The sequence below is a fragment of the Phenylobacterium sp. genome, assembly GCF_037189685.1.
Taxonomy (GTDB): domain Bacteria; phylum Pseudomonadota; class Alphaproteobacteria; order Caulobacterales; family Caulobacteraceae; genus Phenylobacterium.
On record NZ_JBBCIT010000028.1, the window covers coordinates 128,411 to 151,688 of the forward strand.

Genomic DNA, 23,278 nt, shown 5'->3' on the forward strand with positions numbered 1-23,278 from the left:
GTCCCGGGCTCGGCCGGTTTGGCCCCACCCGCCCAGACGTATCCGCTCAGGCGTATCCGCCGCCAAGGTAGGCGCCCGCGCCGGCGGCGGACGTCGCCATCGTCGGGTCCGTCGCGACTCCCATATCGGCGAGGCGCGGTCTCTTCCCGTGGTTGCCGACTTGGCAGTAAGCTCGGCTTGCGGGCGTGCTGAACAGTAGTGGACGCGATGGACCTTGTGGAAATGCGACTCCAGGGGATCCGTCCCCTCCGAGGTCTGGGCAAGGTCGCGCGCGAGCTGGGGACGCCGCTCACCCTCATCGGCGGGACGGCTTCGCGAGCGGCGATGCGACTCGCGCGGCGGCCCGGCGGACGGTTCGATCTCTTCGACCTCGTGCCGTTCAGTTCCGACATCGACCTGGAGTACGACGACGGCCCGGAACGTGGCCCCGAGGTGTTGCAGGCGATCCACGAGCGCGTGCCGTTCGCCAGTTGGTTCCGGTGGTCGCTGATCGATCGCGAGCGGGCGGCCAAAGCCGCGGCGCAGCGCGAGATGAGCACAGTCGTGCCGCTGCGGCGCATACGATTTTCGACGCACTGCCCGCCGGAGATCAGCCCGGAGGCGCTGAGCGACCTGGAGACAGGCCGGGTGAGCTTCCGGCGCCATCCGAGGTTCGAAGCGTTCGCGCACGATGGACAGGCGCCCGACGCTGAGATCTTCGGGCTGATGATGGCGCTCAACGTCGAGGCGGATATGCGCGCGGTGGACGGGGCCGCCCCCGGCCTCGACGAGACAGATGCGCTCGAATGGCTGCAGAAAGACGGCTGGAACGACCTGGTCAGGATCCTGGGCGACCCGCGCCTGATCGGGCGGTTCTGGACCTTGTTCGCCACTCGCTGGTCGCTGGCAGGCCCTGAGGGACCGGTCTTCGAAACGCTCACCCGGATGGCGAAGGACGTGGGAGTGCTGGGGAAACTGAACTTCGATCCCCGGTCCGACGCTCCGATCGGGCTTTCGAAGCTCAGCCGGGCAGGGCTGTTCCGCGCGCCTCAGCTGACGCCGGAGGTGTTCACGGGCCCCCAGGCGGCAAGCTCTTTCATCGGGGTAATGAACGATGTGATCGGCGCCATGGGCCTTACCCGCCGCATCAAGGCTCCCGAGGAGGCGATCGACCCATCGCTCGAACTCGTCGCCGTGGCGCCGTGGGTCACGATCGAGAAGTTGCCCAAGGACGGCGAGGTGTCCAAGCCCGTCGACGCCTTCGAAAGCGGTCTGGACGACGAGTTCATCCAGTTGTCGTGGCCGCACCAGGGCCGGATCAGCAAGAGCGGCCTCACGGCGCAGCTTCTGCCCTACGGCCAGCGGTCCAGCTCGACGTCGTTCTCATCCGTGCCGGCGGTGGGCGGCGTGGTCGGGGAGAGGGCCTGGATCCGCATCCGGCTCGACGATCTTTCGGATGGCCAGGACAGCACCGGCCCCACGACGGCCGGTCTCGTCATCCTGCAGGCGCGTCATGATTGAGCCCGCGCCCCGCCATGGGTTGCGGGAAGTGCGGCCCGGCTCGGACTCGCACGCTGTCGTGGTGCTGCACGGCATCCGGCAAACCGCGCAGGACGTGCGGCCGTTCGCCGAGATGATGAGCGATCGCCTGCATGGCCCCAGAATCCTGGTCTACGGCTATGACCACACCCATGCGCTCGTACGGAACGGCAGGGTCCTGCACGAACGCCTCGAGCGTGAGTTGCCGAAGGGGCGCATCGACCTCGTCGGCTACAGCATGGGCGGCCTCGTCGCCCGGTTGGCCGCGAGCGAGGACGCGGCCTCGAGGATCCACACGGTCGTCACGCTGGCGACCCCGAACCGGGGTTCATTGTCGAACACGGAACTGACCGCCCTCGGGCAGATCGGTCGACAGGCCTTCGAGACGCTCCTCTCGCCGCTCATTCCACGCAGCGAGGGCGTCAAGGACCTGACCAAGGCCCGAGAGATCATGCGGCGCCGCAGAAAGCGGCTGATGAACGGCGACCGCGCCTTCACCTTGGACGGCGACAAGCGCCGTTACGTCAGCATTCCGGCGCTCTGGTACAGCGAGGACAAGGCCGTCTTCCAGTTCGGCCCGTCGCTCACGATGTCGGGCCTGATGGCGGCCTTCAAGCTGGCCGCCCTGAAAGTGAAACTGGAGGCGATGAAGAAGTCGCACGACGGCATCGTCACCGAAAACTCCAACAACCTGACACTGGCGGACGGCAACGACTGGGCCGAGTTCCACCTGACCAAGCCGGGCGCGTCAAAGGCGCCGCCGCTATGCCACGCCGTCATCGACGACTGCGACCAGCATGACCATATGTCGGTTCTCCGCGAGGAGGCGGTCGCCGAACTGGTGTGCGCCCTGATCGACACGGCGGACTGGCGGAACCTGAAGACCGATCGCCCCGGACTCGTCAACGCCCGGCTGCATCCCTTCGATATCTAGGCGCGCCGACCCCCAGCCCCGGGCGACCGCCTGATCCGCCGCGACCGGCCCCCTGTCGACAACACCGGCCTGCAGCGCCCTCACCTCGCTGAAGCCGCTTACCGACACGATACAGCCTGTCACGCCCTTCCGATTCTGCGCCGGGATGCGCGTCCCAGCGTGGACGTCGTGATGGCGGCCGGTTCGCTCCGGCTGCGTCCACCGCCACACGGTCAGCGAACTCGGCTCCGTCGGGTCGACTCGCTGCTGGAGCCCGTTCACGCGGCGGGATTTCCAACCAAGGTCCAGGATGGGTCCAGCAGCGTCGAACTGCGAAACACCTCCCGGCAGCGTATGCGCGACATCAGGATTCGAAACGCCGGCGCACCAGTTCATCCAGGAGGCGCACGCCGAAGGCGTTCACCCCCGGCCCGGACGCGAGACCCGCCGCACGCGTATCCCAGACCGGCGCCGAGATATCCAGGTGGGCCCAGGGGCCGCCCCCGGCGAACCGGCGAAGGAACCGGGCGGCGATGCTCGCCCCCCCTTGCCGCCCGATACCCAAGGCCACGTTCCGGACATCGGCCCACGGCGTCTCGATGTGCCGATCGTAGCTTTCCGGCATGGGCAGGCGCCATAGTTGCTCGCCGCAGTTCCGCCCCGCCGAGAGCAAGGCGTCCGCCAGGTCATCGTCCTCGCAGAACAGGCCGCCGTAGTCCTGGCCCAACGCGACCATCACCGCCCCCGTCAAGGTGGCGAGATCGACCATCGCCCGAGGCTTGAAGCGCGTGTGCGCGTACCAGAGGGCGTCCGCCAGGACCAGCCGCCCTTCCGCGTCGGTGTCCACGACCTCGATCGTCTGCCCCGACATCGAGCGCACGACGTCGCCGGGACGCTGCGACGCCCCATCGACCATGTTCTCGGCGAGCGCCAGCACTGCGACGACGTTGGCGCGGGCGCGACGACGCGCCAGCGCCACCATCGCGCCGGCGATCGCGCCGGCGCCGCCCATGTCCCACTTCATCTCCTCGAGGCCGGCGGCGGGCTTGATCGAGACGCCGCCGGTGTCGAACGTCACGCCCTTGCCGACCAGCGCGAGGGGCGCTTCGTCCGGGTCGTCGGCGCCGGTCCAGCGCAATACCGCCAGGCGGGTCCCCGCCGCGCTCCCGGCGCCCACGCCGATCAAGGCGCCCATCCCCAACGATCGCAGTTCCTCTTCGGCGAGCACCTCGACAGACAGTCCGGGGCGTTCGAGCGACAGGAGACGCTCGCCGAACGCGACGGGCCCCAGCACGTTGGCAGGCTCCGAGATCAGATCCCGTGCGAAGAAGACGCCTTCGCGAAGAGCATCCAGCGGGGCGAAGGCGGCCCGAACGGCCGCCACGTCCTCGAAGACGGTCTCGAGCCGTGACAGGGACGCGGACCTGGCGACGTCCGGCGTCGTCCGGTGCCGTTCGAAGCGATAGCCCGCGAGCGCGGCGCCAAAGGCGGCGAAGGCCGCCGGCGCAGGATCGCCGCTGGGAAAATCGAGGATCAGCCGACGCGCCCCGAAGGCCTCCGCCGCACGCAGCGCCTCTGCACCGGCCCGCTCCGCCGACCGTTCGCTCCAGTCGAGTTCACGCCCTGCGCCGACCAGGATCACCGCAGCCCCACCGGCCGCGGAACAGGCCGGCAGGGTCAGGGCGCCTCGCGCGCCGGTGAACCGGCCGCCCAGCGCCTGCCGCAGCACGCCCGAGGCCGTGTCCAGCCTCTCGGCCTGGGGGGACAGCGCCGCCCCCTCGAAGACGACGACCGCCAACGCATCACCCGGCCCCGGCTTCATGCCGGTCACGAACTCGATGTCCAACCCCTGCCTCCTGCATCCGGCCGCCACGATATCCGCGCGACAAGCCCAGCGTCGCGGCCAAAGCGGGCCGCCGCGCGGAATTGCCCATCCCGTCGGGCGCCGTCGGCGCTGCGCAAAGGCGCGGCGTCGGGCTTGGATGGCGATCCGTCCCGCCCTTAATGTCTAGACATTATCAGACAAGCAGTCGAGCATGATGGCATCGCGGGGGACCCATGCGGCGCAGCCGGACCGATCAGACCCATCACCGAACACGGCCGCGCAGCGGTCGGGGCGCCGGCGCATGAGACCTGCGACGCCGCCGGAGCCGGCGCTGGATACGGCAAGCGGGTGGCTCGGGCTGGCGCGCCTCCACGCCCCCGGCGTCGTCCTGACCCTCATCATAACCTGGGCGGCGTTCGGCCTCAGGACCGTCGAGAGCCTGCAGGCGCTCAGCCCCCTGATCCTCGCGATGATCCTCGGCATGGCGATCCGCAACCTGATCGGCGTGCCCGACGCAGCGCGGATGGGCGTCGTGTTCAGCCAGAGGCGCCTGCTCCGCATGGCCATCGTGCTCCTCGGTCTACAGTTCACCATCGGCCAGATTGCGCTGATCGGCCTGCCTGGCCTGGGGGTCGCCGTCGCGGCGCTCGGCGCCACCTTTCTGTTCTCGCTCTGGCTCGGACGGCTCCTGGGGATCGAGCGCGGCTTCGCCGTCCTGATCGCGGGCGGCGTCTCGGTGTGCGGCGCATCGGCGATCACGGCGTTCAACACCGTGGTTCGCGCCGACGACGAAGACGCCGCCTACGCCGTCGCCGCGATCACAGCCTTCGGCGCCCTGGCGATGTTCGCGTTTCCGCTCGCACCCGCCCTGCTGGATCTCACGCCCCGGGCCTACGGCGTCTGGACGGGCGCCGCGGTGCACGAGATCGCGCAGGTCGCCGGGGCCGGATTCCAGAACGGTCCAGCCGCGGGCGAGGCGGCGATGGTCACCAAGCTCAGCCGCGTCGTGCTCCTGGCGCCCCTGGTGCTGGTCTTCGCCTGGGCGTCGCGGCGGACCTGGGCGTCGGGCGGGGCCGGGCCGTCGGCCGCCGCCGCGCCCCCCTGGTTTCTGTTCGGCTTCATGGGGGCGGTGGCGTTCGCGAGCCTGATCCCCCTGCCGTCGCTGATCGTCAAGACTTCGGCGGAGCTCGTCACCTTCCTGATGACCATGGCCCTGGCGGCGATGGGGCTCGAGGTGGACGTCACGCGCCTGAAGCGCAAGGGAGTCCGGCCGCTGGTCCTGGCGGGCGCGGCGTCGCTCTTCATCGCAGGCCTCTCCCTCGGCCTGGTCAAAGCCTGGGGCGTGTGAACGCCTACCCGCGCAATGCGCGGGCCGCCGCCAGCGGTCCCGGGACGATCAGGGCGTCGAAATCGACCGCCGGCGGTATGAAGCCGCCGTCCACGAGATGATCGTATTTGGCGCGCAGCAACGTGACCCGGCCGGGTTCGAGCGAGACATCCAACTGACCATAGATACGGTCGGAGTAGGCCGCCTCGACGAAGTCCTCCGGCAGTCCGGTGTCCACCGCGATGATGCGGCGCATCTCCTCGACGTTGTTCCGCGCCCAGGCGTCGGCGTCCAGCAACCGCGCCAGCCAGCGCGCCACGATGTCGGGGCGTTCGTCCACCAGCGCGCCGCTCGCCGTCAGCACCAGGGGGTGTCCATGCTGTGTATCCCCCTCCCGCTCGGGCGCGGCGAGGTCGATGACCGTCGTCAGGCCGAGGAAGGCGTCCAGGATCGCCCCCATCGCCGCGTCGCTGTAGAGGACGTCGACCTCTCCCGCCATCAGGGCGCGAACCTCTTCCCGCTGGACCGCAAACTGGCTGCGCGCGCCCCACAGGGACTGGCCGGCGCCGCTGCCCGTGACAGCATCGTCCGCATAGGCGCGGCGGATCTCGACCTCCACGAGTTCGACGTCGTCGAACGAAAGCCCGGCCAGATGCAGAGCGTGCCGGTATCCGGCCAGGACCAGGGCGCGCCACCAGTCGGTGTCGTCGTTCAGCCGCCGCGGCAGGGAGAACCGGCGGCCGCGCAGGTCCTGCGGCCCGCGGACGCCGGACTCGGGCAAGGCGTAGAGCGCCGCGGCGCGATCCGGCCAGGCGACGCCCAGCACCTTCAGGTCAGACCCCCGGGATGCGGCCACGAACGGCGGGACGTACCCGCCGAACCTGAAGGAGTTCGCCTGGGTGTGATTGTAGTGGGAGAGGTGGACGGCGCGATCGTTCGAAGAGGCCAGGGACCGCACGTCTATTCCATCTGGGCGGAATTCGTCCGCCAGCCAGCCGTTCCGGATCGCGACGGACGCAGCGGTCGGCGCCGGACAGCGCGTGAACCAGAGGGTGTCGATGGACATCGGAGCCTGCCTTGACAACTGTATATACAACTGAACAGACTTGCTCATGCCTCCGCAAGCCCTCGATGGATGAAATCTTGACGATGGACGCTCTCAGCGGTCGACAGGCCGCCGCCGCGGCCGAAGGCGCTCGCAACCTGCTGATAGACTGTGCACAGGTCAAAGCCGGCGACGATGTCCTGCTTCTCACCGAACCGCCCGGCCTCGGGCATTACGACGACGACCTCGGCCCGTATCTCGCCACCGCCGCGGAAGCGCTGGGCGCAAGGACCCGCCTCCTGGCCGTGCCGCCGGTGGCCGGGCCGGCTGAGACGCCCGCCGAGGTCATGGCGGCCATCGGCGCGGCCGACCACGTGATCTTCCTCACGCGCACCGGAGACCAGCTTCGCTTCCACCCTCTTCCGGGCGTGGGCTCCAAGACCATGTGCTACGCCCTGGACTTCGAGTACCTGGAAGACCGGTTCGCGACGACGCCCTTCGCGCTTATGACCGAACTCCAGTCCCGGTTGTCGCGCCGCCTCGCCGCCGCGGGCAGCTATCGCATCACCTGCCCGAACGGCACCGACCTGGCCGCGAAGATCGTTCCCGACGACGCCCGCGCAGGCGACTTCACGGTGCGGACCTTCCCGGCGATGATCCTGCCGCCATTCCCGGCGACGGCGGCCAGCGGCGTGCTCGCCGTCAGCCACGCCCTGACCTCGACCTACATCCACGACTATCCCGACAGCGTGATTCCCCTGCCCGAGACGGTGCGCCTGACGATCGAGGCCGGCCGGATCGTCGGCATAGGCGCCGAGCCTGCGCTCGCCGCCAGGATCGAGCGACAACTCACGCGCGTGGCGGATCTGTTCGGCGGCGAGGCCCGGAGCCTGAACTCCTGGCATTGCGGCCTGAACCCGGCGACCTACTACGCGAGCCCGGCCCTGACCAACATCGACCGATGGAGCGGGATCGCCTTCGGAAGCCCTCGCTACGTGCATTTCCACATGTGCGGCGATGCGCCGGGCGACGTCTGCGGGCAGGTCTTCGACGCCACCATAGAACTGGACGGCGAGGTCATCTGGGACCGGGGCCGGCTCGCGTTCTTCGAAAGCCCGGAGAATCGCAGGCTGATCGAGAGCTTCGGCCTGGACCCTACGTCGTTCACCACCCCGCGGCCCCTGGGGCTCGAAGGGGCGTCCTCGTGAACTCCGCGGCGAAGACGCGATCGCCCCCGCTCTACGAGCAGGTGAAGGAGGAGATCCTGTCGCGGATCGCCAGCGGCGAGTGGCCGCGCGGCGCGCGCCTGCCCTCGGAACATGAACTCGTCGAGCGGTTCGGCATCTCGAGGATGACGGTCCACCGCGCCCTTCGGGAACTCTCCGACAAGGGCGTGATCGAACGCTTCCAGGGCGTCGGCAGTTTCGTGGCCGCACCCACGCCGCGATCCGACCTCGTGTCGATCAGCGACATCAGCGAGGAGATCCACAAGCGGGGCAACAGCCATCGGGCCCAGGTGGTGGAACTGGGCGCCATCCGGACCAACATCGAACTGGCGACCACCTTCGAGCTGAATGTGGGCGCGAGGATCTTCCACTCGGTGGTCGTCCACTTCGAGGAGGATTCGGCCATCCAGCTGGAGGAGCGGTTCGTGAACCCCACCTTCGCGCCCCACTACCTGGAGCAGGACTTCACCCAGATGACGCCCGGCCGATATCTGCAGGACGTCGGCGCGGCGACCGAGGTCGAACAGATCCTCTATGCCGCCCTGGCGGACGAGCGCACGCAGGCTCTCATGGGTGTCGGCGCCGACGAGGCCTGCCTGCTGCGCATGCGGCGAACCTGGGTGGACGGGGTCGCCGCCACCAAGAGCTTCTTCATCTATCCGGGATCCCGCTACAGCCTCGGAAGCCGCTACAAGGTGCCGGCCACGACATAGAATCGAATTGCCTATACAACTGAACAGCGCCTAGGCTCCGACCTTCGGAGGAGGTCCAGATGTCAAGCGCCGCAATTCCCCTTATCGATTTCGCTCCCGCCCGGTCGGGCGATGCGGCGGGACTGGCCGCCGTGGCCCGGCAGATTCACGAAGCCTGCACGGCGAGCGGCTTCTTCTACATCACCAACCATGGGGTGCCGCAGGCGGTCATCGACCGGGCCGTCCGGGTGATGCGGGCGTTCTTCGATCGGCCGGCGGAGGAGAAGCGCGGGGTCGCGGTGAACAGCATCCACCGTGGCTGGCACGAAATCGGCGGGGCCTTGATGTACCAGGCCAAGAAGCCCGATTTCAAAGAGTTCTTCGGCATCGGACTCGAACTGCCGGCCGACGACCCTGACGTCCTCGCCGGGCAAGCCCTTCGCGGCCCCAACAACTGGCCTGCGTTCATGCCCGAGGTGCAGGAAGCGTTCTACGCCTACTACGAGGCCATCGGCGTCTGCGGGCAGGATCTTCTGCGCGCCGTCGCCGTCAGTCTGGACATCGACCCGGACTTCTTCGTCGGCCGCTATCGGAAGCGGATGCAGCGCACGCAGGCGGTGTTCTATCCGCCTCAGCCCCCCCAGATGGGCGACGATCAGTTCGGCGTGGCTCCGCACACGGACTATGGCTGCATCACCCTGCTCTGGCAGGACGATATCGGCGGCCTCGAGGTGCGCAACCTCGACGGCCGGTGGATCGACGCCCCGCCGATCGACGGATCGTTCGTGATCAACGTCGGCGACCTGCTCGCGCGGTGGTCGAACGACAGGTTCGCGTCGACGCCGCACAGGGTCGTCAACCGATCCGGGAAGAAGCGGATGTCGATCGCCACCTTCTACGACCCGGACTACTCCGCCGTCGTCGATCCTCTCGACCTCGGCCTCAAGAACGCGACGGCGCGCTACGAACCCGTGGCCGCGGGCGACTACATCCTCGGGCGGATCGACGACTCCTTCAAGTACCGGTCACAAAGCACGAACGTCGCATAACGAGAGGCGGCGCCGGCTCTGGCCAAGCTTATTCCTATTTGATAGATAGACTTTAGACGCACCAAATTCGTGCATACATGCCTATACAAATGCACATATGATTGCTCCAGGTTTTAGAGGGGTTTCGGAGCAGGAAAGTCTCGCCGCTGCGAGTTGTCTAGATAACTATCGTCCGGACGCGGCGGGCAGGGGCCTTCAGGAGTGGCGTCATCAGAAATCGGACGGCAGCGTCCAATAGAACGGGGAATCTGAATGAAATACGCCTTCGCACAGACGAGCCTTCTGGCGCTCGCCGCGAGCCTCGCGGCCGCACCTGTGTACGCTCAAGGCGGCGCAGGCGAGACGGCCATCGACGAGATCGTCGTCACCGGCACCAAGCGCGCCGACGTCACGGCCCTGTCGTCGGCCACGCCGGTCGACGTGGTCAGCGCAGAGGCTCTGGGAACGAACGGTTCCCCCACGCTCGTGCAATCCCTTCGCACCCAGGTTCCGTCGGCGAGCTTCTCTCAGGTGGGGGGCATCATCGGCGCACGCCTGGCCAACTCGGTGTCGCTTCGCGGCCTGCCGGCCGGCAACACGCTGGTGCTCGTGAACGGCAAGCGCCGCAACCCGACCGCCAAGATCTCCACCGGCAACGAATGGAGCCGCGGCTCCCAGCCGGTCGATCTCAACGACCTGCCGCTCGAAGCCGTGGCGCGCGTCGAGGTGCTCCGCGACGGCGCCTCGGCCCAATACGGCTCCGACGCCGTGGCCGGGGTGGTCAACGTCGTGCTCCGGGGTAACGAACCCGGCGGCTTCGTCAGCGCCACCTATGGAGAGTTCTACAAGGGCGACGGCGTCAGCCGTGACGTCGCGGGATGGTACACGGTTCCCCTGGGCGACAGCGGCTTCCTCAATGTCACCACCCACCTTCGCAACAGCGGCACGACGGATCGCGACAACCCCGACATCCGCACCTACTTCTTCCCGGGCGACCCCCGCGAAGCGCTCGTCGATAAGGATTTCGGCTTCTACGGCAATCCCAACGCGCGCTCGGCGGTCAGCAGCTTCAACAGCGAGTACGATCTGGCGGAGAACCTGACCGTCTATGGGTTCGGCACGGCCGCGTACCGGAAATCGATCACCAAATACATGATCCGTCCGGCGGCGGACAACAACGTCCGCGCGCTGTTCCCCGCAGGTCGAATGGCCCAGGTGGCCTACATCTTCCGAAACTACGACGTGGCTGGCGGGCTCAAGTACGACGCCGGCGCCGCGGGGACCTTCGATTTCAGCCTGGAGTACGGCCACGGCCGGCAATCCTCCAGCATGTACAACTCCCAGAACGCCACCTTCGGCCTCGCCACGCCGGACGACTTCTTCCTCGGAAACTACAATCAGGAACAGTTCAACGCGCAGCTCGACTACGTGCGCGAGATACCCGTCAGCTTCTCGAAGTTCCCCATCACGCTTTCGGCCGGGGTCGGCTATCGCGAAGAGACGTTCTCCATCGACGCGGGCGACTTCGCGTCCTACGCCGACGGCGGCGTGCCGATCCTCGACGGCCCCAACGCCGGGCGCCGTCCGAGCCCGGGCGCGGCCGACTTCGCCGGGCTCCAGCCCGCCGACGCGGGCAAGTACAACCGTGAGATCCTGAGCGCCTATCTGGGGCTCGAGCAGCAGTTGACCGAACAGTTCCAGCTCGGCGCCGCCGTGCGCTTCGAGGACTACTCGGACTTCGGCTCGACCGTAACCGGCAAACTCTCCGGCCGGTACGACTTCACGCCCGCCATCGCGGTCCGCGCCAGTGTCTCGAACGGCTTCCGCGCGCCCAGCATGGGGCAGGTCGGCGCGTCGCAGACCACCTCGCTGTGGATTCAGCCGCCGACCGGCCCTCAGTTCCTCGGCGTGTCGGCGTTCTATCCGGTGACGAACCCGGTGGCGCGCGCGCTCGGCGCGCAGGATCTGGAGCCTGAGAAGTCCACCAACTTCTCCGCGGGTCTGGTTCTGCGCCCCGCGCCGGGCCTGTCGCTGACGGTGGACGCCTACCGGATCGAACTCGATGATGTAATCCTGCCGGTGGACAACCTGACCGGGGCGGCCATGGCCTCGATCCTGGCCGGCTTCGGCGTGACGAACGTCAGCGCGGTCCGCTTCTTCGCCAACCAGGCCGACATCACGGTCAAGGGCGTGGACGTCGTCGCGCGCTACAACTGGTCATGGGACGGCGTCGGCGAGTTCGGCGCCACCCTGGCCGCCAATTTCAACGACGTCGGTATCGACACGATCAAGGCGAACCCGCCGGCTCTGGCCGGCACCGGCCTCGTGCTGGTGGGCCGCGTGTCGCAGGGCTACCTCACCCAATGGGCGCCCGACAGCAAGGTCACGGCGGCGCTGAACTACACCTCGGGCCCGTTCGCCGTGGACTTCACCGCGGTGCGCTACGGCAAGTACAAGAACACCGTCGCCAATCCCGCCAACGATCAGGTGTTCAGCGCCCAGTGGGTGGCCAAGCTCGCCGTCTCCTACAGCTTCTGGAACCAGACCAAGATCACCGTGGGGGCCGACAACCTCTTCGACAGCTATCCCGACCGTCCGCTCCCGCAGAACCGCTTCAACGGGTTCAACAACTACGATCTCGTGGCCCCGGAAGGCGGCAACGGCGGATACTACTACGTCTCGGTCAGCAAGCGCTTCTGACCGGTCGATGCGCGGGCCGGGCTCCTGGCCCGCGCATCCGACGGTTTGATGTCTCGGCGCGACGGGATCGGGCGCTATCGTCCTCTTCCGCCGCGCCTTTGCCACATGCCCCGCTCCGCGCGTGCCCCGGCATGCCCGAGGCGCCCATAGAGGAGGTCGCGGCGTGAAGCTGCGGATGCCCCACACGCTGGCGCTCCTGCTGGCCGTCATGGTGCTGGCGCTGGTCGCCACCTGGTTGCTGCCGCCCGGCGTCTATCAGATGGCCGAGGCCGCGAACGGACAGAAGGTCGTCGTTCCCGGCACCTACGCGGCTTTCCCCGATCGCACCTATCTGCCGCCCTGGACCCTCTTCACGATCATTCCCAAGGCGTTCGCCTCGGCCCAGGGCGTGATCTTCTTCGTCATCCTGATGGGCGGCGTGTTCGGCGTCCTCCAGAAGACCGGCGCCATCGAGGCGGCCATCGGGCGGACCATGATCCGCTTCCAGGGACGCCAGACCCTGCTGATCTTCTTCGGCATGGCGATCTTCACCCTCCTGTCGGCTTCGTTCGGCATGGCCTCGGAGTACATCGCCTTCACGGCGATGCTCGTCGCCCTGTGCGCCGCCGTCCGGCTGGACGCCATGACCGCCAGCGCCATTCTGCTCGTGGGCTATGGCGTCGGCTACGGCGCCTCCACCACCAACCCCTTCACCGTCGTGGTCGCCCAGGAGATCGCCGGCGTGCCGATCGGCTCGGGCCTGTGGTTCCGGGTGATCGTTCTGGCGTTGGCGTTCCTGGTGGGCTTCCATCACGTCTGGAGCTACGCGCGCCGGGTCCGCCTGGACCCCGCGCGCGCGCTTGCCCCGCCGCCGGCGACCGACCGGAGCGCGCCGTCGGACTTTCCGCCCATGACCCTCACGCGCGCGCTCGTCCTGGGTGCGCTCGGCCTCACCGTCGTCGCGCTCGTCGCGGGCATCGTCCTGGCCAGGTGGTCCCTGCCTCAGGTGGGCGCGCTCTTTCTCGGCCTCGGCTTCAGCGCGGTGCTGATCGCGCGCCTCAGGATCGACGAGGCCTGCGACGCCTTCCTCGCCGGGGCCGCCAGGTTGACGGGCACGGCCCTCCTCGTCGGTGTCGCCCGCGCGATCGGCCTGATCCTCGAGGACGGCCAGGTTCTGCATACCCTCGTGTTCATGACCGCGACGCCGCTGGCCGCCCTGCCGGCCGAGGCGTCGGCCGTCGGCATGTTCCTGATCCAGGCGTTCCTCAACGTCTTCATCCCGTCGGGCAGCGGGCAGGCGTTCGCGACCATGCCGATCATGGCCCCGATCGGAGATCTCGTCGGCGTCTCGCGCCAGGCCTCGGTCCTGGCGTTCCAGTTCGGGGACGGCTTCACCAACCTGATCATCCCCACCAACCCGTTCCTGATGGCGATCCTGGGCCTGACCGGCGTGACCTACGGCGCCTGGGTCCGCTTCGTCTGGCCGCTGATGGTGAAGCTGATGCTGCTGTCCTCGGCCGCGATGGTGGCCGCCGTCGCCCTCGGTCTCTGACGCCCACGACCTCTGGCCTCCTGGCCCCCCGAAGCCACGGCTTCGGGGGGCCAGGCTTCAGCCGAGGATGCCGGGCAGGTCGAGCTTCTTCTCGCGCGCGACGTCCAGCGCGACCTCATAGCCCGCGTCGGCGTGGCGCATGACGCCCGTCGCCGGGTCGTTCCAGAGCACGCGCTCGATCCGCCGCGCCGCCGCCTCGGTGCCGTCGCAGACGACGACCATCCCCGAATGCTGCGAGAAGCCCATGCCCACCCCGCCGCCGTGGTGGAGGGACACCCAGGTGGCGCCGGAGGCCGTGTTCAGCAAAGCGTTCAGCAGCGGCCAGTCCGAGACCGCGTCCGAGCCGTCCCGCATGGCCTCGGTCTCCCGGTTGGGCGAGGCGACCGAGCCGGAATCGAGGTGGTCTCGGCCGATCACGATCGGCGCCTTCAGCTCGCCGCTCGCGACCATGTCGTTGAAGGCCAGCCCCAGCCTGTGCCGATCGCCCAGGCCCACCCAGCAGATGCGCGCCGGCAAGCCCTGGAACTTGATCCGGCGGGCGGCCATGTCGAGCCAGTTGTGCAGGTGCGGGTTGTCCGGGATCAGCGCCTTCACCTTGGCGTCCGTCCTGGCGATATCCTCCGGATCGCCCGATAGCGCCGCCCAGCGGAAGGGCCCGATCCCGCGGCAGAACAGCGGGCGGATGTAGGCCGGCACGAAGCCCGGGAAGTCGAAGGCGTTGGCCACGCCGGCTTCCTTGGCCATCTGGCGGATGTTGTTGCCGTAGTCGACCGTCGGCACGCCCGCGGCCTGGAAGTCGAGCATCGCCTGGACATGCTCGGCCATCGACGCCTTGGCGGCCTCCTCGACCTGCTTGGGGTCCTGGGCCCGCATGGCGAGCCAGCGCTCCAGCGTCCAGCCCCTGGGCAGGTATCCGTTGACCGGGTCGTGGGCCGAGGTCTGGTCGGTGAGCAGGTCGGGCCGCACGCCTCGCCGATACAGTTCCGGAAGCACCTCGGCGGCGTTGCCGAGCAGACCGACCGAGATGGGCTGCTTGTCGTGGACCGACTGCTCGATCCAGTCCAGCGCCTGATCGAGGTCTTCGGTCGACCGGTCGAGGTATCCCGTGCGCAGGCGCATCTCGATGCTCGACGGCTGGCACTCGATGGCGAGGCACGACGCGCCGGCCATGACCGCCGCCAGCGGCTGCGCGCCGCCCATCCCGCCCAGACCGGCCGTGAGGAGCCAGCGCCCGGAGAGGTCGCCTGCATAGTGCTGGCGACCCATTTCCACGAACGTCTCGTAGGTGCCCTGAACGATGCCCTGGGCGCCGATGTAGATCCACGAGCCCGCGGTCATCTGCCCGTACATCGCCAGGCCGGCGCGATCGAGTTCGTTGAAGTGATCCCAGGTCGCCCAGCGGGGCACCAGGTTCGAGTTGGCGATCAGGACCCGGGGCGCGTCGGCGTGGGTGCGGAACACGCCGACCGGCTTGCCGGACTGCACGAGCAGCGTCTCGTCGTCTCCGAGCCTGCGCAGGACCTCGACGATCCGGTCGAAGCTCTCCCAGTCCCGCGCGGCGCGGCCGATGCCGCCATAGACGACCAGCTCGTCCGGACGCTCGGCGACGTCCGGATGCAGGTTGTTCATCAGCATCCGCAGCGGCGCTTCGGTGAGCCAGCTCCGCGCCGAGCGCTCGGCGCCGGTGGCGGGGCGGATGATACGATTGGGATCCTTGCGGGTCATACAGGCCTCAAGACTGGGCGAAGGCGAGACACGCCTTCAGAACATTCACGAGCGCCGCGCGCATGGGCGCGGCCCGGGTCTCCGCGTAGGGCGTCGGCCAGGTCTGGGGCGTCGGCGGCTCGCGCGGATCGTCCATGTAGCCGCGACAGGCGAGCTCCATCTGGATCGCGTGGACGCCCAGGTCGGGCCGCCCGTAGCGGCGGGTCGTCCAGCCCCCCTTGAACCGGCCGTCGATCACATGACTGAACGGCGGGGTGTCACAGGCCGCCGCTACGGCGGCCGTCAGCGCCGCATCGCAACTCCGGCCCTGGTTGGCGCCCAGGTTGAAGTTCGGCAGCTCGCCCTCGAACAGCCGGGGGATCACCGACCGGATGGAGTGGGCTTCGTAGAGGACCACGGCGCGGTGGCGGTCGCGCAGCCGTTCGATCTCGGCGGCCAGCGCGTCGTGATAGGGGTCGAACCACGTGGCGCGCCGCGCCTCGATCTCCGCCGGACCCGGCTCGGCGCCCGGACGGTACAGGGGCTCGCCATCGAAGGTGGTGGTCGGGCAGAGTTCGGTGGTGGCCTGCCCCGGATAGAGGCTGGCGCCGGTGGGATCGCGGTTCACGTCGATCACGGTGCGAGATATCCGCGTGCGGACCGTCGTCGCGCCCAGGTCCGTGGCGAAGTCGTAGAGCCGGTCGATCCACCAGTCGGCGTCCTTCCGCGCGAGCCAGGGGGAAACCAGTCGCGGCTCCAGCTCGGGCGGGATTTCGACGCCGGTGTGCGGAAAGCTGACGATCAGCGGCGCTTCGCCGCGACGCACTTCGAGCCAATCGGTCATGCGACCCCCGGCAGAACCACTGCGCCCGCCGCGCGCACGACGTCCCCGGACATCACCAGCCCGTTCGCCGTCTCCATGTCGGGATGGAAGTGGCGGTCCTCGTCCAGGCGAGGGATCCGGCTCCGCAACAGCCTGCGCACCGCCTCGAGGGGCGCGCTGGACGCCAGCGGCGCGTGGAAGTCGCATCCCTGGGTCGCCGCCAGCAGCTCTATGCCCAGAACGGCGCCGGCGTTCCGCGCCATCTCCAGCAACCGGCGGGCGCCGTGGGCGGCCATCGAGACGTGGTCCTCCTGGTTGGCGGACGTCGGGATGGAATCCACGCTGGCCGGATAGGCGCGCTGCTTGTTCTCCGAGACCAGGGCCGCGGCGGTGACCTGGGGGATCATGAAGCCCGAGTTCAGGCCCGGCTTCGGCGTCAGGAAGGCCGGCAATCCGGAAAGCGCCGGATCGACGAGCATGGCCACGCGCCGCTCGGCCAGCGAACCGATCTCACAGATCGCGAGCGCGATCATGTCGGCCGCGAACGCCACGGGCTCGGCGTGGAAGTTGCCCCCCGAGAGCGCCTCATCGCCCTCGACGAAGATGAGGGGGTTGTCGGTGACGCCGTTGGCCTCCGTCGCCAGGGTCGTCCCGGCCTGGCGCAACAGATCCAGGACAGCCCCCATCACCTGCGGCTGGCAGCGCAGGCAGTAAGGGTCCTGCACGCGCTCGTCGTCCACCAGGTGCGAGGCGCGGATCGCGGACCCGGCCATCAGGCGGCGCAGCGCTTCCGCGGTCTCGATCTGTCCCGCGTGTCGGCGCAGGGCGTGGATGCGGGGATCGAAGGGCGTATCCGACCCCTTCGCCGCTTCGATGGACAAGGCGCCGGTCACCAGCGCCGTCTGGAACAGGCTCTCGGTCTCGAAGAGCGCCGCCAGGGCGTTCGCCGTTGAGAATTGCGTCCCATTCAGCAGCGCCAGCCCTTCCTTGGGACCCAGGGTGAGCGGCGTCAGGCCCGCGGCGGAGAGCGCTTCGGCGGCCGGCATGCGGGCGCCTTCGAAATCGATATGCCCCACGCCGATCATGGCGGCGGCCATATGCGAGAGGGGGGCGAGATCCCCCGAAGCGCCGACCGAGCCCTGGGACGGCACGACCGGCATGAGCCCCCGCGTCAGCATGGCCTCCAGCATCGCCGTGGTCTCGAGCCGCACGCCCGAGGCGCCCTGCGCCAGGCTCGCGAGCTTGAGCGCCATCATCAGCCGGACGACGGGCTCGGGCGACGGATCGCCCACGCCGGCCGCATGCGACAGGACGATGTTCCGTTGCAGGGTCTCGAGGTCCGCCGCGTCGATCCGGACGCTCGCGAGCTTACCGAAGCCGGTGTTTATCCCGTAGATCGGCTGGCCCTTCGCCAGGATTCGCCGGATCGCCTCCGCGCCCGCCAGAATCGGCGCGTGGGACGCCGGATCGAGCGTCGCAGCGGCGCCGCGATAGATCGCCCGCCACGCGGCGAGCGCCGTCTCGCCCGGACGCAGGACCGTCACTGTCATTCACCCCTCCAGACGCGCGCATGGAGCGGGTTGAATCCCATGCGGTAGACAAGTTCGGCCGGCCGCTCGACATCCCAGATCGCCAGGTCGCACCGCTTGCCGGCCTCCAGCGAGCCGGTCTCGTGGAGCAGGCCCAGCGCACGCGCCGCTTCGCGCGTGAACCCGGCCAGGCATTCCTCGACCGTCATCCGGAAGAGGGTGGCCGCCATGTTCATGGCCATCAGCGGCGAGGTGAGCGGCGAGGTGCCCGGGTTGCAGTCGGTGGCCAGCGCCATCGGCACGCCGGCCGCGCGCAGCGCCTCGACCGGCGGACGCCGCGTCTCGCGCGTGAAGTAGAAGGCGCCGGGCAACAGCGTGGCCACCGTGCCCGCGCGCGCCATGGCGGCGATGTCCGCCTCGGTGAGGTGTTCGAGATGATCGGCCGAGAGCGCGCCGAACGCGGCCGCCAGGGCCGCCCCCTGGAGGTTCGACAACTGTTCGGCGTGCAGCTTCACCGGCAAGCCGTGCGCCCGCGCCGCGCTGAACACACGCCGGACCTGCTCGGGCGAAAACCCGATGGTCTCGCAGAAGGCGTCCACGGCGTCGGCCAGTCCGGCGGACGCCACGGCCGGTATCATCTCGTCGCAGACGAGATCGACGTAGGCGTCGGGATCGTCCCTGAACTCGGGCGGAGTCGTATGGGCGCCGAGGAACGTGACGCGCACCCCCACCGCGCGCACGTCGCCGAGCCGCCGCGCCACGCGAAGGCACTTCAGCTCATGCTCGCGCGAAAGCCCGTAGCCGGACTTCACCTCGACGGTGGTGACGCCTTCGGCCAGGAGGGCGTCGAGGCGGGGCAGCGTCGCGGCGAGGAGCGCCGCCTCGGCGGCGGCGCGGGTGGCCGCCATGGTCGAGACGATCCCGCCCCCGGCGCGGGCGATCTCCTCATAGCTCGCCCCGTTCAATCGCAGCTCGAACTCGTGGGCGCGGTCGCCCGCGAACACCAGATGGGTATGGGGGTCGATCAGGCCGGGCGTGATCCAGCGTGCTTCGCAGTCGACGACCTCGGCCGCCTCGAACCCCGGCGCGCCGTCGGCCGGGCCTGCGTAGAGGATCCGGCCGCCGGACGCCGCGACCAGGCCGCGATCGACCACGCCCAGGCCCGGCCGCCCTGGGGCGAGCGTGGCCAGTCGCGCGTTCGTCCAGACCGTGTCGCAGCGCAAGCGATCACCCTCGCCACACATGCACGCCTCTTGCAGCGCGCGCCAATAAGTATAGACATATTTTCATCCGCCAGGGGTTGTCCAGTGACCAGAGCGCATTTCTTCTTCGACCAGGCCCTGCTTCCGACCGGGTGGGCGCGCGGCGTTCGAATGGAGGTGGACGACGGGATCATCGCAGCCGTGGACGCCGGCGCCGCGATCCGGCCGGGCGACCTCCGCCACGGCGTCGCCCTCCCCGGTCTGTGCAACCTCCACAGCCATGCGTTCCAGCGCGGCATGGCGGGGCTGGCCGAGATCCGCGGTCCGGCCGGCGACACGTTCTGGACGTGGCGCGAGGTGATGTACCGGTTCCTGGACCGGCTGGACCCGGACATGGTCGAGGCCATCGCCGACCTGGCCTTCGCGGAGATGCTGGAAGCCGGCTTCACCCGCGTGGGCGAGTTCCACTATCTGCATCAGGCGCCCGACGGCGCGCCGTACGACAACCCCGCCGAACTGACCGACCGGATCGTGGCGGCCGCGTCCGACACGGGGATCGGCCTGACCCTGCTGCCGGTCTTCTACGCGCATTCGGATTTCGGAGGCGCGCCGCCCAAACCCGGCCAGCGCCGGTTCATCCACACGCTGGACAGCTTCTCGCGGCTGCTGGACGCCAGCCGCGTCGCCGCCAGGCGACTGCCCGACGCGCGCGTCGGGATCGCCCCCCACAGCCTGCGCGCCGTCACGCCCGATGAACTCGCCGTCCTGCTGGACGCCGCCGGCGACGCGCCTGTCCACATCCACGCCGCCGAGCAGGACAAGGAGGTCTCCGACTGCGTCGCCGCCCTGGGCGCGCGGCCGGTGGAGTGGCTGATCGCGAACGCGGCGGTCGACGCCCGCTGGTGCCTGGTGCATGCGACCCAGATGACGGCCGCAGAGACGCGCGCGCTGGCCCTGAGTGGGGCCGTGGCGGGACTATGCCCCGTGACCGAGGCCAATCTGGGGGACGGCGTGTTCGCGAGCGAGGCGTACCTGACCGCCGGCGGACGCTTCGGTCTGGGGACGGACTCCAACATCCACATCGACGCCGCGATGGAGCTCCGCAGCCTGGAGTACGCACAACGCCTGTCGACGAAGGGCCGCAACGTGCTCGCCGACGCGCCGGGCGCCTCGACCGGCGTCAGCCTGTTCCAGAAGGCGCTGGCGGGCGGCGCCCAGGCGCTCGCCACCGACGCCGGGCTCGCGCCCGGCGCGCCGGCCGACTTCCTGACTCTCGATGAGAATCATCCGAGCCTCTTCAATCGCCACGGCGACGCCCTGCTCGACAGCTGGGTCTTCGCGGCCGGCCGTGAAGCTGTCGACGGCGTATGGCGGCGAGGTCGTCAGGTGGTGCGCGACGGTCGGCACGTGCGGCGCGCCGAATTCGTCGAACGCTACAGGCTCGCGCTGAGGAGGCTACTGGATTGACCGCGTCGCGGCCGCTGCATCAGCGAATTCGCGGGGACATAGAAACGCGCATCCGCTCGGGCGAGTGGCCGCCGGGCTACCGGGTTCCGTTCGAGACCGAACTGATGGCCGAATACGGCTGCGCGCGGATGACCGTCAGCAAGGCGATGTCCTCCCTCGCCGACGCCGGCCTGATCGTCCGGCGGAAACGCGCGGGCTCGTTCGTCGCGCCGCCCAAGATGCACGCGCCGGTGCTGAACATCCCGGACATCCAGTCCGCGGTGCTGGCGCGCGGCGAGGCCTACACCTTCCGCCTCCTGTCGCGCCGGATCCGGGCCGCACGCCGCAACGACGCCGACGAACAGGCGCTGGCGGCGGGGGGCCGGCTGCTCGACCTCGAAGGTGTGCATGACGCCGCGGGCCGGCCGTTCGCGCTCGAGCGCCGCCTGGTGAGCCTGAAGGCGGCGCCGGACATGGCGAACGCGGCCTTCACCGAGCGTCCCCCTGGCGCCTGGCTGCTCGAAAACGTGGCCTGGACGGAGGCCGAAAGCCGCATCGGCGCGGTGAACGCCGACCCTGAAATTTCGCGACGCCTCGCCCTCGACCCCGGCACGGCCTGCCTCGTGGTCGACCGGAAGACCTGGCGGACCGGAGAGCACGTCACCCGGGTGCTGCAGATCTTCCCCGGCGAGGTCTTCAACCTCGTCGCCCGCTTCGGCCCGGACCCCTGATCCGCGGCAGCGCGCATCCCCACGCTCTACCTGGCGGGCAGTCCCAGGATGCGCTTGGCGATGACGTTGTCCTGGACTTCGGTGGTGCCGCCATAGATCGACTTGGCCTTGTCGGCGAGCCAGTCGCGGACGGCGTCCAGTTCGTCGGGCCCATAGGCGTCGCCGGACCAGCCCAGGCCCTGTCCGCCGAGGATCTCGATCAGCAGTTCGCGCCGCCTGGCCGAGACCGCGGCCGCCGCGTTCTTCACGACCGAGTCCAGGCCGGCCCTCGCCTGGTCGGCGCGGCTTTCGGCGCGCAGGCGTTCCAGCATCAGCGCCAGGGTGCGCGCGTCGACATCGTGGGCGGCGATCCGCGCGCGCAGGTCGCCGTCGCGCAGCCGCCCGTCGGCGTCCGTCCCGCCATAGGCCTTGGCGCGCGCGGCCAGCGACACCGCCCCGGCTCCGCGCGCTCCGCCGATCCCCGTGCGCTCGAACTGCAGGAGGCGCTTGGCGATCGCCCAGCCGCCATTCAGGGGACCGACCAGGTTCTCCTTCGGGACGGCCACATCCGTGAAGAACACCTCGCAGAAGGTCGACCAGCCGTAGATCAGCGGAATCGGCCGCGCCTCCACACCGGGCGAGCGCATGTCGATGAGCAGGAAGCTGATGCCCTCGTGCTTCTTCGTGGTGTCGGTGCGGACGAGACAGAAGCACCAGTCCGCGTAGTGGGCGCCGCTGGTCCAGAGCTTCTGGCCGGTCACCCGGAAATGGTCGCCGTGATCCTCGGCCCGGCACTGGAGGGCGGCGAGATCCGAGCCCGCGCCGGGTTCGGAGTAGCCCTGACACCAGCGGGTCTCGCCGCGGGCGGCGGGCGGCAGATGCCGCCGCTTCTGGGCTTCGTCGCCGAACTCCAGGAGTGTGGGACCGAGCAGGCTGACCGACATGCCGACGATGGGGTTGGCCGCGCCGATCCGCGCCATCTCGTCGGCCAGCACGCTGGCTTCGTCACGCGACAGCCCGCCACCCCCGTAGGCCAGCGGCCAGGTGGGGACACCCCAGCCCTTCTCGCCCATCCGCCGCTTCCAGGCGACATGGTCCGGATGGGTGTTGGGCGGGCCGTGGACATCCACGGCCTGCAGGGCGGGATCGGCGGCCAGCGCCACGGGAAAGTTGGCGGCCAGCCAGTCGCGCGCCTCGCGGCGGAAGGCGGAGAGCTCTCGTGACATGGTCAGTCGCCCAGGGCCTCGGGCCAGTCCTTCGTCTTCGAGAGGGTCCACGCCGGCGGCCTCCGCTCCACGAACGACATGACGCCCTCGCGCGCATCGGGCTGGCGGCCGGTCCAGTCGAACATCTCGCGCTGGAGGCGGGCCGCCTCGGACCAGCCTTCGGTGAGGAAGTCGTACATCAGCCGCTTGGTGATCGCGACCGACGCGGGCGCCGTGTTCTCGGCGATGTCGCGGGCCAGTCCGAGCGCCGTCTCGAGAACCTGCTCGCGCGGAACCGATCGGTGCGCCAGCCCCATCGCCTTGGCCTCGGCGCCGTCGAAGATGCGCCCCGTCAGCAGGACGTCCATCGCCGGCCCATAGCCGATCATCCTCGGGATGGTCCAAAGCAGGTCGGCGTCGGGCATGACGCCCCGGCGGTTGAAGACGAAGCCCAGCTTCGCGTCCTCGGCCACCACGCGAAGGTCCCACATCATCGGCAGGGTCAGGCCGGCGCCGACGGCCGCGCCGTTGATGGCCGCGATGATCGGGGTGCGCATGCGATAGGGTTGGACCTTCTTCGCCATTCGCGCGGCGTCGGCCTCCGAGCCCATGCCGCCGCTCTCCGCCCCGGCGAAGGTGTCGCTTCCGCCCGACAGGTCGGCGCCGGCGCAGAAAGCCCGGCCTGCGCCCGTGACGACGACGGCCCGGACGGCGTCGTCGGCCTCCGCGGCGGCGAACGCGTGGTTGAGCTCGGCCTGGAGCCGGAACGTCCAGGCGTTCATCCGCTCCGGCCGGTTCAGGGTGACGAGCGCCACCGGCCCGCGACGCTCGACCAGAATCTGTTCGTAGGTCAT

The 23,278-nt window shown here is 69.4% G+C and carries 18 protein-coding genes; 10 read left to right on the forward strand and 8 right to left on the reverse strand.

What is annotated here, in order from left to right; translation table 11 throughout:
* The first annotated feature begins 207 nt into the window (after positions 1 to 207).
* Together WG212_RS16320 and WG212_RS16325 are read left to right on the forward strand one after the other, a co-directional pair.
* Positions 208 to 1,500 carry a hypothetical protein gene (locus WG212_RS16320; protein ID WP_337188174.1) on the forward strand — a complete coding sequence of 431 codons (1,293 nt, stop codon included), beginning with the start codon at positions 208 to 210 and terminating at the stop codon, positions 1,498 to 1,500.
* The gene (locus tag WG212_RS16325) at positions 1,493 to 2,452 is read left to right on the forward strand and encodes an alpha/beta fold hydrolase (RefSeq protein ID WP_337188175.1); all 960 of its coding nucleotides are present in this window, start codon (positions 1,493 to 1,495) and stop codon (positions 2,450 to 2,452) included. The genes WG212_RS16320 and WG212_RS16325 overlap by 8 nt, the downstream gene beginning before the upstream one ends.
* A 343-nt stretch (positions 2,453 to 2,795) precedes the next feature.
* On the opposite strand, the gene WG212_RS16330 is transcribed toward WG212_RS16325, so the two are convergent.
* Positions 2,796 to 4,277, reverse strand: coding sequence for a leucyl aminopeptidase (locus tag WG212_RS16330; RefSeq protein ID WP_337188176.1), 1,482 nt, complete (start codon positions 4,275 to 4,277; stop codon positions 2,796 to 2,798).
* A gap of 280 nt (positions 4,278 to 4,557) precedes the next feature.
* Between WG212_RS16330 and WG212_RS16335 the strand changes: the two genes are divergently transcribed.
* The gene (locus WG212_RS16335; protein ID WP_337188177.1) at positions 4,558 to 5,604 is read left to right on the forward strand and encodes a putative sulfate exporter family transporter; all 1,047 of its coding nucleotides are present in this window, start codon (positions 4,558 to 4,560) and stop codon (positions 5,602 to 5,604) included.
* A 4-nt stretch (positions 5,605 to 5,608) separates the two neighbouring features.
* Here the strand turns inward: WG212_RS16335 and WG212_RS16340 are convergent, their stop codons facing one another.
* Positions 5,609 to 6,649: an ABC transporter substrate-binding protein gene (locus WG212_RS16340; RefSeq protein WP_337188178.1), complete on the reverse strand. Its 1,041-nt coding sequence runs from the start codon at positions 6,647 to 6,649 to the stop codon at positions 5,609 to 5,611.
* Between the two features lie 77 nt (positions 6,650 to 6,726).
* Between WG212_RS16340 and WG212_RS16345 the strand changes: the two genes are divergently transcribed.
* The 5 genes from WG212_RS16345 to WG212_RS16365 all read left to right on the forward strand — a co-directional run bounded on the left by WG212_RS16345 (position 6,727) and on the right by WG212_RS16365 (position 13,805).
* Positions 6,727 to 7,836: a hypothetical protein gene (locus WG212_RS16345; protein WP_337188179.1), complete on the forward strand. Its 1,110-nt coding sequence runs from the start codon at positions 6,727 to 6,729 to the stop codon at positions 7,834 to 7,836.
* The gene (gene hutC / locus WG212_RS16350) at positions 7,833 to 8,567 is read left to right on the forward strand and encodes a histidine utilization repressor (protein ID WP_337188180.1); all 735 of its coding nucleotides are present in this window, start codon (positions 7,833 to 7,835) and stop codon (positions 8,565 to 8,567) included. Before WG212_RS16345 ends, hutC (WG212_RS16350) begins: the two co-directional genes overlap by 4 nt.
* A 59-nt stretch (positions 8,568 to 8,626) precedes the next feature.
* On the forward strand, positions 8,627 to 9,595 hold the full coding sequence (locus tag WG212_RS16355) for a 2-oxoglutarate and iron-dependent oxygenase domain-containing protein (RefSeq protein WP_337188181.1): 969 nt from the start codon (positions 8,627 to 8,629) through the stop codon (positions 9,593 to 9,595).
* Positions 9,596 to 9,847: 252 nt separating this feature from the next.
* Positions 9,848 to 12,274, forward strand: a complete 2,427-nt coding sequence (locus tag WG212_RS16360; protein ID WP_337188182.1) for a TonB-dependent receptor — start codon at positions 9,848 to 9,850, stop codon at positions 12,272 to 12,274.
* Between the two features lie 163 nt (positions 12,275 to 12,437).
* Positions 12,438 to 13,805 carry a TIGR00366 family protein gene (locus WG212_RS16365; protein ID WP_337188183.1) on the forward strand — a complete coding sequence of 456 codons (1,368 nt, stop codon included), beginning with the start codon at positions 12,438 to 12,440 and terminating at the stop codon, positions 13,803 to 13,805.
* 57 nt (positions 13,806 to 13,862) lie between these two features.
* On the opposite strand, the gene hutU is transcribed toward WG212_RS16365, so the two are convergent.
* From hutU to hutI, 4 genes are read right to left on the reverse strand one after another with little or no spacing between them, the layout of a single operon-like run.
* Positions 13,863 to 15,530, reverse strand: a complete 1,668-nt coding sequence (gene hutU / locus WG212_RS16370) for a urocanate hydratase (protein WP_337188184.1) — start codon at positions 15,528 to 15,530, stop codon at positions 13,863 to 13,865.
* A 7-nt stretch (positions 15,531 to 15,537) separates the two neighbouring features.
* Positions 15,538 to 16,353, reverse strand: a complete 816-nt coding sequence (gene hutG, locus WG212_RS16375; RefSeq protein WP_337188185.1) for an N-formylglutamate deformylase — start codon at positions 16,351 to 16,353, stop codon at positions 15,538 to 15,540.
* Positions 16,350 to 17,882, reverse strand: coding sequence for a histidine ammonia-lyase (gene hutH, locus WG212_RS16380; protein WP_337188186.1), 1,533 nt, complete (start codon positions 17,880 to 17,882; stop codon positions 16,350 to 16,352). Before hutH ends, hutG begins: the two co-directional genes overlap by 4 nt.
* Positions 17,879 to 19,084 carry an imidazolonepropionase gene (gene hutI / locus WG212_RS16385; RefSeq protein ID WP_337188187.1) on the reverse strand — a complete coding sequence of 402 codons (1,206 nt, stop codon included), beginning with the start codon at positions 19,082 to 19,084 and terminating at the stop codon, positions 17,879 to 17,881. Before hutI ends, hutH begins: the two co-directional genes overlap by 4 nt.
* A gap of 84 nt (positions 19,085 to 19,168) precedes the next feature.
* Between hutI and WG212_RS16390 the strand changes: the two genes are divergently transcribed.
* Positions 19,169 to 20,530 (forward strand): formimidoylglutamate deiminase, encoded by a 1,362-nt coding sequence (locus WG212_RS16390; protein ID WP_337188188.1) that lies wholly within the window; start codon positions 19,169 to 19,171, stop codon positions 20,528 to 20,530.
* Entirely contained in the window at positions 20,527 to 21,240 is a 714-nt protein-coding gene (gene hutC, locus WG212_RS16395; protein WP_337188189.1) for a histidine utilization repressor, read from the forward strand. Before WG212_RS16390 ends, hutC (WG212_RS16395) begins: the two co-directional genes overlap by 4 nt.
* Before the next feature lie 26 nt (positions 21,241 to 21,266).
* Here the strand turns inward: hutC (WG212_RS16395) and WG212_RS16400 are convergent, their stop codons facing one another.
* Together WG212_RS16400 and WG212_RS16405 are read right to left on the reverse strand one after the other, a co-directional pair.
* Positions 21,267 to 22,445, reverse strand: coding sequence for an acyl-CoA dehydrogenase family protein (locus tag WG212_RS16400; RefSeq protein ID WP_337188190.1), 1,179 nt, complete (start codon positions 22,443 to 22,445; stop codon positions 21,267 to 21,269).
* Between the two features lie 2 nt (positions 22,446 to 22,447).
* Positions 22,448 to 23,278: an enoyl-CoA hydratase-related protein gene (locus WG212_RS16405; protein WP_337188191.1), complete on the reverse strand. Its 831-nt coding sequence runs from the start codon at positions 23,276 to 23,278 to the stop codon at positions 22,448 to 22,450.

Bases quoted from the DNA above. Each gene is read 5' to 3' on its own strand.
- hutU (WP_337188184.1), bottom strand. From the start codon at position 15,530: ATGACCCGCAAGGATCCCAATCGTATCATCCGCCCCGCCACCGGCGCC.
- hutH (WP_337188186.1), bottom strand. From the start codon at position 17,882: ATGACAGTGACGGTCCTGCGTCCGGGCGAGACGGCGCTCGCCGCGTGG.
- WG212_RS16405 (WP_337188191.1), bottom strand. From the start codon at position 23,278: ATGACCTACGAACAGATTCTGGTCGAGCGTCGCGGGCCGGTGGCGCTC.
- WG212_RS16355 (WP_337188181.1), top strand. From the start codon at position 8,627: ATGTCAAGCGCCGCAATTCCCCTTATCGATTTCGCTCCCGCCCGGTCG.
- hutG (WP_337188185.1), bottom strand. From the start codon at position 16,353: ATGACCGATTGGCTCGAAGTGCGTCGCGGCGAAGCGCCGCTGATCGTC.
- WG212_RS16320 (WP_337188174.1), top strand. From the start codon at position 208: ATGGACCTTGTGGAAATGCGACTCCAGGGGATCCGTCCCCTCCGAGGT.
- WG212_RS16400 (WP_337188190.1), bottom strand. From the start codon at position 22,445: ATGTCACGAGAGCTCTCCGCCTTCCGCCGCGAGGCGCGCGACTGGCTG.
- WG212_RS16340 (WP_337188178.1), bottom strand. From the start codon at position 6,649: ATGTCCATCGACACCCTCTGGTTCACGCGCTGTCCGGCGCCGACCGCT.
- WG212_RS16325 (WP_337188175.1), top strand. From the start codon at position 1,493: ATGATTGAGCCCGCGCCCCGCCATGGGTTGCGGGAAGTGCGGCCCGGC.
- WG212_RS16335 (WP_337188177.1), top strand. From the start codon at position 4,558: ATGAGACCTGCGACGCCGCCGGAGCCGGCGCTGGATACGGCAAGCGGG.
- WG212_RS16360 (WP_337188182.1), top strand. From the start codon at position 9,848: ATGAAATACGCCTTCGCACAGACGAGCCTTCTGGCGCTCGCCGCGAGC.